The organism is Pseudomonas sp. MF4836, assembly GCF_002018875.1.
Lineage (GTDB): Bacteria > Pseudomonadota > Gammaproteobacteria > Pseudomonadales > Pseudomonadaceae > Aquipseudomonas.
In genome coordinates this window covers 99384-112276 of the sequence record NZ_MVOL01000003.1, presented here as the reverse complement: position 1 = coordinate 112276, position 12893 = coordinate 99384, and the positions used below count along the sequence as shown (strand labels likewise).

Below are 12893 nucleotides of genomic sequence, written 5' to 3'. Positions count from 1 at the left end.
TTTCGCAAGCCATTGGATCCGCGGGATCCGCGTCTCAGTCAAAACTGGGAATTATGTTGGCCTTGTCGATCATATCGATCGGCAACAGGAACTCATGGTCTTCTACCTGCACCACGATGTCCTGCTCCTCTATCCCGCGGAGAAGGCCCTGAAAATTACGCCGACCTTCGAAAGGCGAGCGCAGCTTGATCTTCACTTGTTCACCGACATACTTGGCAAACTGTTCAAGAGTGAACAGCGGGCGTTCCATGCCAGGAGAGGAAACTTCAAGGGTGTACTCAACAGTGATTGGATCTTCGACATCCAGAACACCGCTGATCTGACGGCTGACGATGGCGCAATCGTCCACCAGCACACCGCCTTCTTTATCAATATAAACGCGCAACAGTGAGTGGCGGCCTTGAGCTGAAAACTCGATACCCCAGCATTCATAGCCAAGGGCCACGACCACCGGGGCCAACAAGGCCTGCAACTGTTCTAGCTTGCTCGACACCTGAACCCCCTCGTGCATGCTTGTGCAAATAAAAAATGGGCGAAGCGCCCATCCCGGAAACGCCGTTGAATAGCGGCGTTATAAAGTGTCCAGCTAACAAAAAGCCCCTGAAAAGGGGCTCCGCTAAAACTGGTTGCGGGGGCCGGATTTGAACCGACGACCTTCGGGTTATGAGCCCGACGAGCTACCAGACTGCTCCACCCCGCGACAAAGCTGGGGCGGAAGTATACGACCGATCCCCTTAAGGGTCAATGTAACCTTCCACCTACAAGAAAGCCCGCAACAGCGGGCTCTCCTGATAATTGGTACCGAGAAGGGGACTCGAACCCCTACACCCTATGGGCACAACCACCTCAAGGTTGCGTGTCTACCAATTCCACCACCTCGGCAAATACTGCGTTACTGCGTGAAACCCTTCTTACTTTTGCTCTTGAGCTGGAGGTACGTCAGTCGCAGTGTTAGCCGACTTTTGCTCTTGAAGCACCGGTACATCATCAGAAGCCGGCTTTTGCTTTGGAACTTCCAACACCGCTGGGTTTGGCAAACCTACTTGAGTCAGCTCATGAGCTTTCTCTTTAGCAAAGTAACCTAACCCCAAGCTGGTTATGAAGAAACCTGCGGCAAGTATAGCAGTAAACTTACTAAGAAAGGTAGAGGAACCTTGGCTTCCGAACACAGTATTTGAAGCACCTGCACCGAAAGACGCACCAGCATCCGCACCTTTACCCTGCTGCAGCAAAACCAGAGCAACTACGCCCAGAGCGCCCAGCAGATGAAAAACGACTACGACTGTTTCCAGCATTTTTTCAGTTTCCCGCGGCGCGACAAATCGCACCGAACTCATCTGCATTCAGGGAAGCTCCACCAATGAGCCCCCCATCGATATCCGGCATGCCGAACAGTTCGACCGCATTGGCCGCCTTCACGCTGCCGCCGTATAGAAGTCGCACACCTCGTGCGACCTCAGAATTCTCTGCCGCCAACTGCGCGCGAATGGCTGCATGCACATCCTGCGCCTGTTGCGGTGAAGCAGTCAGCCCGGTGCCAATGGCCCAGACCGGCTCGTAAGCGATGACCGCATTGGCGAAAGCGCCAACACCCAGCTCTTCGATGATGCTGCCCAGTTGACGCCCGACAACTTCCAGGGTCTTACCGGCTTCGCGCTGCTCCAGGGTCTCCCCCACACACAGTATCGGCTTCAAGCCACATGCCTGTGCTGCTGCGAACTTGCGGTTGAGAGTCACATCACGCTCGCCCATGATCAGGCGGCGTTCAGAGTGCCCAACCAGCACCAGAGAACAACCTGCGTCCACCAACTGACTGGGAGCAATCTCACCCGTCAGCGCACCTTGCATGGATTCCACCGCAGAATTCTGCGCGCCGACCGAAATCGACTTTCCTTTCAGGCCATCAATCACTTGATTGATATACAGGCAAGGAGGGAATACCGCGACATCAACACCGCTAGGCAAGGCCAGATGACGAAGGCCATTGATCAGCTCAGCGACGCTGGCGCGGGTACCGTGCATCTTCCAGTTACCAGCTACCATAGGGCGACGCATGCTGTACCTCGTCGGTCAAAGTGGGCGCAGATGTTACCCAACCGCGTTAACACTGGCAAGCCGAAATCAGGCAGAAACTTCAGCAACCAGTTTTGCCAGCTCATCGGCGTAGCCACGAACCACAGCCTCGTCGTCACCTTCGACCATGACGCGCACCAAAGGCTCGGTACCCGACTTGCGCAGCAACACGCGACCGCGCCCCGCCATGGCAGCCGTAACACGCTCACACGCTTCCTTGACCGCCGGATGCTCGACCGGGTTCTTGCCACCGGAAAAACGCACGTTGACCAGAACTTGCGGGCACTTGCGCAGCGCCTGACGGGACTGAGCCAAGCTCTCGTTACGCGTCTTGAGCGCCATCAACACCTGGAGTGCAGCGATGATTGCGTCACCCGTGGTGGCATGCCGGAAACACACGATATGCCCCGAATTCTCGCCGCCCACCTGCCATTTACGCTCGATCAGCTCGGCAATCACGTAGCGGTCGCCGACATTGGCGCGCACGAAGGGAATCCCCAGATCAGCCAGGGCCAGTTCGAGCCCCAGGTTGCTCATCAAGGTCCCTACAACGCCGCCCTGCAGGCGATCACGCTCGTGCAGATCACGGGAAATGATAAACAGCAGCTCATCGCCGTCGACAATCGCCCCGGTGTGATCGACCATCAGCACCCGGTCGCCGTCGCCATCGAAGGCAATCCCAAGGTCGGCATGCTCAGCCAATACCGCGGCCTGCAACTGCGACATATGGGTCGAACCGCAATTGTCGTTGATGTTCAAGCCGTTGGGCTGCGCCGACAGCACAGTGACGTCAGCACCCAACTCGCGGAACACGCTTGGAGCCACCTTGTAGGTAGCGCCATGAGCACAGTCGAGGACGATTTTCAGACCCGCAAAACTGGTGCTGGAAGGTACGCTGCTTTTGCAAAATTCAATGTAACGCCCAGAGGCGTCATTGATCCGCGACACTTTGCCCAGCTTGCTCGACTCCACCACGGTCATGGGGGCGTCCAGCAGCTCTTCGATCATCAATTCCACTTCATCCGGAAGCTTGGTGCCCTCACCGGAGAAGAACTTGATGCCGTTATCATCATGCGGATTGTGCGACGCACTGATCACAATCCCGGCCTCGGCATGGAACGTCCGCGTCAGATAAGCAATGGCCGGCGTCGGCATAGGCCCCAGCAGCAAAACATCGGCACCTGCGGCGGAAAGACCGGCCTCCAGTGCAGATTCGAACATGTACCCGGAAATTCGCGTGTCCTTACCCACCAGAACACGACAAGCGCCCATGCTACGGAAGGCCATACCAGCGGCCCAACCGAGCTTGAGCATGAAATCGGGGGTAATCGGGTACACGCCCACACGACCGCGAATGCCGTCGGTGCCAAAGTATTTTTTAGTCATAAGTGCTCCATCATTCTTATTCGGCCATTTCCACTGCCGTGATCATCCGCACCACATCCACCGTCTCTGCCACATCATGGACGCGCAAAATCCGCGCGCCCTTGCCCATGGCCAGCGCAGCGAGAGCCAGGCCACCATAGAGGCGCTCTCCCACCGGACGATTCAGGGCGTGACCTATCATGCTCTTGCGGGAAACCCCTACCAGCAGGGGGCGTCCGAAGACATTCAAGGCCTCCATATGCTTGAGCAGGCTCAAGTTATGCTGCAGGGTCTTGGCGAAACCAAAACCCGGATCAAGCACGATCCGCTCAGCTGCGATGCCGACCGCCGCACATTGAGCCATGCGCTCAGCCAAAAACTCACACACTTCCTCAGTCACGCTGCGATAGTGCGGATCATTCTGCATATCGCCAGGCTCACCCAGCATGTGCATCAGACATACCGGCAAGCCGGTAGCTGCAGCGGCGTCCAGCGCACCATCACGCTGAAGGGAGCGCACATCGTTGATGAGGCCAGCCCCCAGGCGCGCAGTCTCTCGCATAACCGCAGGCGTGGAAGTGTCCACAGAGATGATCACATCCAGTTCGCGATGAATCCGCTCGACAATCGGTGCCACTCGCTCCAGCTCCTCCAGGGGAGAAACCGCTCGTGCGCCAGGCCTAGTCGACTCACCGCCAACATCGATCAGCGTAGCACCGGCCGCAACCATTGCCTCGGCATGCCGCAAGGCAGCGTCAAGCTGGCTGAAACGACCGCCATCGGAGAAGGAGTCAGGAGTGACATTAAGAATGCCCATAACATGCGTATGGGCCAAATCAAGAACCCGGTTGCCGCAAGGCAACCGGGTTGAGGACGACACAGAAGTCATTTCAAACCTTAATGGTCAGCAGCTGGGCCGCCAATCGGGGTTTCTGGACGCTCATTCTGCACAACAGGTGGAGTAGTGCCCGAGCCACCTTCCCAATCCCGCGGCTCACGCGGAGTACGACCCGCCATGATGTCGTCGATCTGCTCGGCATCAATGGTTTCGTACTTCATCAAGGCATCGGCCATGGCATCCAGCTTGTCACGGTTATCCGTCAGGATTTGCTTCGCCGTGCCATAACATTGATCAATGATGCTGCGCACTTCGGAGTCGATCAGCTTGGCCGTCTCACCCGAGAAACTCGCGCTTTGACCGCCACCGCCGCGACCGAGGAATACTTCACCCTCTTCTTCGGCATACATCAACGGGCCAAGCTTCTCGGACAGGCCCCACTTGGTGACCATGTTCCGTGCGATCTGACTCGCCCGCATGATGTCGTTGGAGGCGCCGGTGGTCACACCGTCGAAACCCAAGGTCATCTCTTCAGCAATACGGCCGCCGTACAGGGAGCAGATCTGGCTGATAAGGGCACGCTTGGACAAGCTGTAGCGATCTTCTTCCGGCAGGAACATGGTCACACCCAGCGCACGACCGCGCGGAATGATCGACACTTTGTAAACCGGGTCATGCTCAGGCACAACACGGCCGACGATAGCGTGGCCCGCCTCGTGATAAGCGGTGTTCTGCTTTTCTTTCTCGGACATGACCATGGATTTGCGCTCGGCGCCCATCATGATCTTGTCTTTGGCCAGCTCAAACTCTTTCATTTCAACGATGCGCTTGCCGGTACGAGCCGCAAACAAAGATGCTTCGTTCACCAGGTTGGCCAGGTCGGCGCCCGAGAAGCCAGGGGTACCACGAGCGATCACGGCCGGAGCGACGTCCTCACCCATAGGCACTTTGCGCATGTGAACCTTGAGAATCTGCTCACGACCACGAATGTCCGGCAAACCGACGACAACCTGACGGTCGAAACGGCCCGGACGCAGCAACGCAGGATCCAGTACGTCCGGACGGTTGGTCGCAGCGATCACGATGATGCCGTCGTTCATTTCAAAGCCATCCATCTCAACCAGCAACTGGTTAAGCGTCTGCTCGCGCTCGTCATGACCGCCGCCCATGCCGGCGCCACGGTGACGACCGACGGCGTCGATTTCATCGATGAAGATGATGCACGGCGCGTGCTTCTTGGCTTGTTCGAACATGTCGCGAACACGACTGGCGCCCACGCCGACGAACATTTCGACGAAATCGGAACCGGAAATGGTGAAGAACGGGACTTTTGCTTCGCCGGCAATAGCCTTGGCCAGCAGGGTTTTACCGGTACCTGGAGGGCCAACCATCAGCACACCACGAGGAATGCGGCCACCCAGACGCTGGAACTTGCCCGGATCACGAAGGAACTCGACCAGCTCGCCCACTTCTTCCTTGGCTTCGTCACAACCTGCAACGTCACCCAGGGTGGTCTTCACCTGATCTTCAGAGAGCAGGCGCGCCTTGCTCTTGCCGAAGCTCATGGGTCCACCCTTGCCGCCTGCACCGCCCTGCATCTGCCGCATGAAGAACATGAACACGGCAATGATGACCAGAATCGGGAAGCTGGCGACCAGAAGCTGGGTCCAGATGCTTTGCTGCTCAGGCTGCTTGCCTTCGACAACCACGTGGTTATCCACCAGGTCACCGATCAGGCCGTTGTCCTGGATAGCAGGACGGATGGTCTTGAAGCTGTCGCCATCGTTGCGTTTGCCGGTAATCACGTAGCCGTCTACCGCTACGCGCTCGACCTTGCCATCCTTAACTTGCTGGATGAAGTCGGAATAGTTGAGGGTCTGCGGCTCGTTAGGGCTGGAGAAGTTGTTCATTACCGTCACCAGGACAGCCGCAATGATCAACCACAGGATCAGATTCTTTGCCATATCGTTCAATTAACTACCCTCTGAAGCAAGCTCCGCTACTGGCGCGCGCTTCGCATGATATTCACCGGCCTAACTTACTACATTACCTACGGCTCTGGCAGGCGCCGTCTGTAACCCTTTGTGAAACACTTTCTACACAATATTCGCTAATGCTCACGGGGCGAAATACGAAAAACCTATCGACCCGCCAAAAAACCTCGATTTATTCACTACGGCCGCGGTAGCCCCAAGCCAGCATGTATTGCTCGCGGGAACTGCCACGGGAAGAGTCCGGCTTTATCATCTGGACCTTGTCGAATTTCTGACGAGCGTCCTTCACGTAAGCATCAAACCCTTCGCCCTGAAACACCTTGATCACGAAATTACCACCCGGCTTGAGTATCCGAGCCGCCAGATCAAGAGCCAGCTCACATAAAAACATGGCTTTCGGCATGTCCACCTCAGGCGTACCACTCATATTGGGGGCCATATCGGAAATCACAAGGTCCACCTGCGAATTACCAACAGCTTCAAGGATCTGAGCGAGCACGTCGTCCCGGGTGAAGTCACCCTGGATGAAAGTCACGTCCGGAATGCTGTCCATTTCCAGGATGTCCGAGGCGATCAGTCGCCCCTGACCACCGATCAGCCGACTAGTAACCTGCGACCAGCCACCGGGCGCCGCTCCCAGGTCGACAACACTCATACCTGGACGGATCAGTTTGTATTTCTCCTGGACCTCCAGAAGCTTGTAACTCGCACGCGAGCGGTAACCATCCTTCTGCGCCTGCTTCACATAGGGATCATTGACATGTCTTTGCAGCCACTTAAGGCTTGTCTTGGAACGGGCCACGGGCCACCTCAAATAAAACGGGTAGTGATTAACTGGGCGGTCCCGGACTCGCTCGGGTAAACTGGCCGCCGCTTTTTACAAGATCAGACGCAGGGGTCAGATTATGCCGCTCACTCAAGAGCAGAAGAAACAGTACAAATCCATTGGCCACCATCTGAAACCAGTATTGACTGTGGCTGACAACGGTTTGACCGAAGGTGTATTAGCCGAACTTGAACGCGCCTTGAGCGATCATGAGCTGATCAAGATCAAACTCAACATCCTCGAGCGCGAGCCTCGCCTGGCGGTCATCGCCGAGCTGTGCAAGGCGGGCAAGGCTGACTTGGTGCAAGTCATCGGCAAAATGGCGTTGATTTACCGCAAAAACGCCAAGGTAAACAAGCAACTGTCGAACGTCCATCGCTTCCACTGACGTCGACAAGGGTCAAGGGTGCGCTTCGCGTACCCTGCCACCCCATCCAGGGACTGGCTGCAGCACCAGCACCAGGCCGGAAAACCCAAGCACAAGATAGCTGAACAATTGCCAGCGTTGCGCCTCAGGCAACAGCATGCGCACCACGAAATACATCGCACACGCATAAAGCCCCATCAGCAGCAGCTGCCCGCGAATATCCCGCCACACGCTTGCCAGTCCTTCGGACTGAATCAATATCAGCACCTGCAACACCAGGCACGCCGCCGAAAAGCCCACCAGCAACGCACCCAGCATTTTGCCGATATCGTCGATCAGCAGCGGTGCCAAGCCTATTTGCTCGAGCACCGGCAGCAAACCGATGTGCAGAAGCCACAAGCCACCGACCCAGAGCATCTGGGCCAGTTGCCAAAGCATGGCACCCGCGCGAAGCGGGTGCCGTCTTTCAGATGTGACGAACTTCGACAATCTCGTACTCGATAACGCCACCTGGCGTTTTGACGGCGACCACATCACCCTCTTCCTTGGCAATCAAGGCACGGGCCAGTGGCGAACCGACGGAGATCTTGCCGAGTTTGAAGTCCGCTTCATCCTCTCCCACGATTTGATAGGTCACGCTTTCGTCAGTTTCGACGTTGGCGATCTCGACCGTGGTGCCGAAAATCACTTTACCGGTGTGAGGAATGGTCGTGACATCGATGATCACCGCATTCTGCATGCGGCCTTCAATATCGCGAATCCGCGCCTCGACCATACCTTGCTGCTCGCGGGCAGCATGGTATTCGGCGTTCTCTTTAAGGTCACCCAACTCGCGGGCCGTTCCGATGTCCTGGCTAAGCTTAGGACGAACGACCTTGGTCAGGTGAGCGTGCTCTTCTTCCAGGGCTTTAGCGCCCTGGACAGTCATCGGGTATTTGATCATGCCTTCAATCCTGCGTGTAGATCCTGCAAGCGGCGCACGGTCTTCTCGGGACCGAACTTCAACGCTTCGCAGATGGCTTCGCCAGCAGCAATGGTCGTGGTGCAGTAGATCTTGTGCTGCAAGGCATTACGACGAATGGAGTAGGAATCAGCGATCGACTGGCGACCTTCCGTGGTGTTGATAATCAGAGTGACTTCGTCATTCTTGATCATGTCGACCACGTGCGGACGACCTTCGGTCACCTTGTTCACACGACGCACTTTCAGACCGGCAGCTTCAATCAGCTTGGCAGTCCCGGCAGTGGCAACCACTTCGAAACCCAAGTTGATCAGATCACGAGCCACACCTGCAACCAGCGGCTTGTCATCGTCACGCACGCTGATGAACGCGGTACCGCCAGTCGGCAACACTTCGCTGGCCCCCATCTGGGCCTTGGCGAAGGCCTCGCCGAAGGTGTCACCGACACCCATCACTTCACCGGTGGACTTCATCTCTGGGCCGAGGATCGGGTCCACACCAGGGAACTTGGCGAAAGGGAACACCGCCTCTTTCACGCTGTAGAAGTTCGGAATGATTTCCTTGGTGAAACCGATTTCCTTCAGGGTTTTACCCGCCATCACGCGAGCCGCGATCATGGCCAGGGACACACCGATGCACTTGGATACGAACGGTACGGTACGGGAAGCGCGCGGGTTGACTTCGATGACGTAGATGTCCTCGCCTTGCAGCGCCAACTGCACGTTCATCAGGCCGACAACACCTAGCTCCAGGGCCATTTTCTTGACCTGTTCGCGCATCTCGTCCTGGATATGCACAGGCAGCGAGTATGGCGGCAGGGAGCAGGCAGAGTCACCGGAGTGAACACCGGCCTGTTCGATGTGCTGCATGATTGCGCCAATCACCACATCGGTGCCGTCGCAAACTGCATCCACGTCCATTTCGATGGCGCAGTTGAGGAAGTGGTCGAGCAGCACCGGGCTGTCGTTGGACACTTTCACCGCGTCACGCAGGTAGCGCTTGAGCTCTTCTTCTTCGTAGACGATTTCCATCGCCCGACCGCCCAGCACGTAGGAAGGACGCACCACCAGCGGGTAGCCGATCTTGGCAGCTGCACGAATCGCTTCATCTTCGCTGCGCACGGTGGCGTTTGGTGGCTGACGCAGGTTCAAGCGTTCCACCATTTGCTGGAAGCGCTCGCGGTCTTCGGCACGGTCGATTGCATCAGGGCTGGTGCCGATGATCGGCACGCCAGCAGCTTCCAGTGCACGCGCCAGTTTCAGCGGGGTTTGGCCGCCGTACTGGACGATCACGCCTTTAGGCTTCTCGACGCGGCAGATTTCCAGCACGTCTTCCAGCGTTACCGGCTCGAAGTACAGACGGTCGGAAGTGTCGTAGTCAGTGGAAACGGTTTCCGGGTTGCAGTTGACCATGATGGTCTCGTACCCGTCTTCGCGCAGCGCGAGGGCGGCGTGTACGCAGCAGTAATCGAACTCGATGCCCTGGCCGATACGGTTTGGACCACCGCCCAGGATAATGATCTTGTCGCGGCCCGACGGCGCAGCTTCGCACTCCTCCTCGTAGGTGGAGTACAGGTACGCGGTGTCGGTGGCAAACTCGGCGGCACAGGTGTCAACGCGCTTGTAGACCGGGAAGATATCCAGCTTGTGGCGATGCGTGCGCAGGTTCTTCTCGGTCACACCCAGCAGCTTGGCCAGACGCTGATCGGAGAAACCCTTGCGCTTGAGGCGGAACATCAGGTCGCGGTCGATGGAGGACAGACCGAGGGTCTTGACCTTCTCTTCTTCCTTGATCAGATCTTCAATCTGCACCAGGAACCACGGATCGATCATGTTCATGCCGAAGATGTCTTCGACGGTCATGCCGGCGCGGAAAGCATCAGCCACGTACCAGATACGCTCAGCGCCCGGCACGGTCAGCTCGCGCTTGAGCACGCTCATGCTTTCCGGGTTGCTCAGGTCGAGCTTCTCGTCCAGACCGCAAACGCCCACTTCCAGGCCACGCAGGGCTTTCTGCAGAGACTCCTGAAAGGTCCGGCCGATGGCCATGACTTCACCGACAGACTTCATCTGGGTGGTCAGGCGAGCGTCGGCCTTCGGGAATTTCTCGAAAGCAAAACGTGGCAGCTTGGTCACGACATAGTCGATTGACGGTTCGAAGGACGCCGGCGTAGCGCCGCCAGTGATTTCGTTTTGCAGCTCGTCCAGGGTGTAACCGATCGCCAGCTTGGCGGCGATGCGCGCAATCGGGAAGCCGGTAGCTTTCGATGCCAGTGCCGACGAACGCGATACACGCGGGTTCATCTCGATCACGACCATGCGGCCGGTGTCCGGGCAAATACCGAACTGAACGTTGGAACCGCCGGTTTCAACGCCGATCTCACGCAGTACCGCCAACGAGGCGTTGCGCATGATCTGGTATTCCTTGTCCGTCAGGGTCTGTGCTGGCGCAACAGTGATCGAGTCACCGGTGTGCACGCCCATCGGGTCAAAGTTTTCGATGGAGCAGACAATGATGCAGTTGTCCTTCTTATCGCGGACAACCTCCATCTCGTACTCTTTCCAGCCGATCAGGGATTCGTCGATCAGCAGCTCTTTGGTCGGCGACAGGTCCAGGCCGCGAGCGCAGATTTCTTCGAACTCTTCACGGTTGTACGCGATACCACCACCGGTGCCGCCCATGGTGAAGGACGGACGGATGATGCACGGGAAGCCGAGTTTTTCGAGGACCGCATTGGCCTCTTCCATGCTGTGGGCAATACCCGAACGCGGGCAGTCCAGGCCGATGGATTTCATCGCCTTGTCAAAGCGCGAACGGTCTTCGGCCTTGTCGATGGTGTCAGCGTTGGCGCCGATCATTTCTACGCCGAACTTCTCCAGAACGCCTTCGCGCTCCAGGTCCAGAGCGCAGTTCAGAGCGGTCTGGCCACCCATGGTCGGCAACAGGGCATCTGGACGCTCCTTCTCGATGATCTTGGCAACGGTCTGCCACTTGATCGGCTCGATGTAGGTGGCGTCGGCCATGTCCGGGTCGGTCATGATGGTGGCCGGGTTGGAGTTCACCAGGATGACGCGGTACCCCTCCTCGCGCAGGGCTTTACAGGCCTGGGCGCCGGAGTAGTCGAATTCGCAGGCCTGGCCGATCACGATCGGGCCAGCGCCGAGAATCAGGATGCTTTTAATGTCTGTACGTTTTGGCATGGGTTTGTCACTCAAATCCGCAGGTCAGTCGGCAAGCCGTCTTGATCAATTTCTGAAGCTCCAAGGGGGCCACCGGGTTGATCGGGGCCGCCCTCGGACGACTTCTCGCTACATTCTCAAGGCGAGCGCTTAGCGTCGCTTGGCCATCTCGTTGATGAAGCGGTCGAACAGCGGCGCCACATCGTTCGGGCCTGGGCTGGCTTCAGGGTGACCCTGGAAGCTGAAGGCGCTCTTGTCGGTACGCTCGATACCCTGCAGGGTGCCGTCGAACAGCGACTTGTGAATCGCCCGGACGTTGGCTGGCAGGGTCGCTTCATCTACCGCAAAACCGTGGTTCTGGCTGGTGATCATCACCACACCGGTATCCAGGTCCTGGACCGGGTGGTTGGCGCCATGGTGACCGTGACCCATTTTCAGAGTCTTGGCACCGGAGGCCAGGGCCAGCAGTTGGTGACCGAGGCAGATACCGAATACCGGAATCTCGGTTTCCAGCACTTCCTTGATGGCCTTGATGGCGTAGTCGCAAGGTTCCGGATCGCCAGGACCGTTGGACAGGAATACACCATCCGGCTTCAGGGCCAGGACATCGGCAGCCGGGGTCTGTGCAGGGACCACGGTTACGCGGCAGCCGCGCTCGACCAGCATGCGCAGGATGTTCACCTTGACGCCGTAGTCGTAGGCCACCACGTGGTACGGCAGCTCGGAGGCCTCGATGGTCGCGTGGCTGTCGGTTTTCAGGTCCCAGACAGTCGAGCGCCACTCGTATTGCTTCTGGGTGCTGACGACTTTCGCCAGGTCCATGCCCTTGAGGCCAGGGAAGCCCTGGGCGGCGGCGATGGCGGCTTCTTCGGAGATGTTGTCACCGGCCATGATGCAGCCGTTCTGTGCGCCTTTCTCACGCAGGATGCGGGTCAGGCGACGGGTGTCGATACCGGCGATTGCCACAACATTGTTGGCTTTCAGGTAATCGGACAGGGACATGGTGTTACGCCAGTTGCTCGCAACCATTGGCAGGTCACGAATGACCAGGCCGGCGGACCAGACGCGGTCGGATTCGGCGTCTTCCGGTGTGGTGCCGGTGTTGCCAATGTGCGGGTAAGTCAGGGTAACGATCTGCTGGGCGTAGGAAGGATCGGTAAGGATTTCCTGATAGCCGGTCATGGCGGTGTTAAATACCACCTCACCAACGGTTTGACCGTCGGCTCCAATTGCTTCGCCGCGAAAAATGCTGCCATCAGCAAGGGCGAGTATGGCTGGCTTAGTCAAGAA

Annotated in this window: 12 protein-coding genes and 2 tRNA genes; 1 reads left to right on the top strand and 13 read right to left on the bottom strand. The window is 57.7% G+C overall.

What is annotated here, in order from left to right; genetic code table 11:
- Positions 1-34: 34 nt before the first annotated feature.
- The 9 genes from rimP to rlmE form a co-directional block, all read right to left on the bottom strand.
- Complete coding sequence (rimP, locus tag MF4836_RS07265; protein WP_020299912.1) at positions 35-493, bottom strand: ribosome maturation factor RimP; 459 nt, start codon at positions 491-493, stop codon at positions 35-37.
- Positions 494-623: 130 nt separating this feature from the next.
- Positions 624-700 (bottom strand) — tRNA-Met (locus MF4836_RS07260).
- Positions 701-796: 96 nt separating this feature from the next.
- Positions 797-882 (bottom strand) — tRNA-Leu (locus MF4836_RS07255).
- Between the two features lie 29 nt (positions 883-911).
- Positions 912-1295 (bottom strand): preprotein translocase subunit SecG, encoded by a 384-nt coding sequence (gene secG, locus MF4836_RS07250; RefSeq protein WP_078469786.1) that lies wholly within the window; start codon positions 1293-1295, stop codon positions 912-914.
- Positions 1296-1299: 4 nt separating this feature from the next.
- Positions 1300-2055 (bottom strand): triose-phosphate isomerase, encoded by a 756-nt coding sequence (tpiA, locus tag MF4836_RS07245; protein WP_020299914.1) that lies wholly within the window; start codon positions 2053-2055, stop codon positions 1300-1302.
- A gap of 66 nt (positions 2056-2121) precedes the next feature.
- Positions 2122-3459, bottom strand: coding sequence for a phosphoglucosamine mutase (gene glmM, locus MF4836_RS07240; protein ID WP_078469785.1), 1338 nt, complete (start codon positions 3457-3459; stop codon positions 2122-2124).
- Between the two features lie 16 nt (positions 3460-3475).
- Positions 3476-4327 carry a dihydropteroate synthase gene (gene folP, locus MF4836_RS07235; RefSeq protein ID WP_078469784.1) on the bottom strand — a complete coding sequence of 284 codons (852 nt, stop codon included), beginning with the start codon at positions 4325-4327 and terminating at the stop codon, positions 3476-3478.
- 8 nt (positions 4328-4335) lie between these two features.
- A complete protein-coding gene (ftsH, locus tag MF4836_RS07230) occupies positions 4336-6240 on the bottom strand; it encodes an ATP-dependent zinc metalloprotease FtsH (RefSeq protein ID WP_078469783.1) in 1905 nt (634 codons plus the stop codon).
- 202 nt (positions 6241-6442) lie between these two features.
- Complete coding sequence (gene rlmE, locus MF4836_RS07225; RefSeq protein WP_020299918.1) at positions 6443-7072, bottom strand: 23S rRNA (uridine(2552)-2'-O)-methyltransferase RlmE; 630 nt, start codon at positions 7070-7072, stop codon at positions 6443-6445.
- Between the two features lie 103 nt (positions 7073-7175).
- Here rlmE and MF4836_RS07220 point away from each other — a divergent pair, with 103 nt between their 5' ends.
- Entirely contained in the window at positions 7176-7484 is a 309-nt protein-coding gene (locus MF4836_RS07220; protein ID WP_078469782.1) for a YhbY family RNA-binding protein, read from the top strand.
- A 12-nt stretch (positions 7485-7496) separates the two neighbouring features.
- Here the strand turns inward: MF4836_RS07220 and MF4836_RS07215 are convergent, their stop codons facing one another.
- The 4 genes from MF4836_RS07215 to carA form a co-directional block, all read right to left on the bottom strand.
- A complete protein-coding gene (locus MF4836_RS07215) occupies positions 7497-7901 on the bottom strand; it encodes an MFS transporter (protein ID WP_078469781.1) in 405 nt (134 codons plus the stop codon).
- 28 nt (positions 7902-7929) lie between these two features.
- The gene (gene greA, locus MF4836_RS07210) at positions 7930-8406 is read right to left on the bottom strand and encodes a transcription elongation factor GreA (RefSeq protein ID WP_020299921.1); all 477 of its coding nucleotides are present in this window, start codon (positions 8404-8406) and stop codon (positions 7930-7932) included.
- Positions 8403-11624 carry a carbamoyl-phosphate synthase large subunit gene (gene carB / locus MF4836_RS07205; protein ID WP_078469780.1) on the bottom strand — a complete coding sequence of 1074 codons (3222 nt, stop codon included), beginning with the start codon at positions 11622-11624 and terminating at the stop codon, positions 8403-8405. Before carB ends, greA begins: the two co-directional genes overlap by 4 nt.
- 129 nt (positions 11625-11753) lie before the next feature.
- Positions 11754-12890, bottom strand: a complete 1137-nt coding sequence (gene carA / locus MF4836_RS07200) for a glutamine-hydrolyzing carbamoyl-phosphate synthase small subunit (RefSeq protein ID WP_078469779.1) — start codon at positions 12888-12890, stop codon at positions 11754-11756.
- Positions 12891-12893 lie beyond the last annotated feature (3 nt).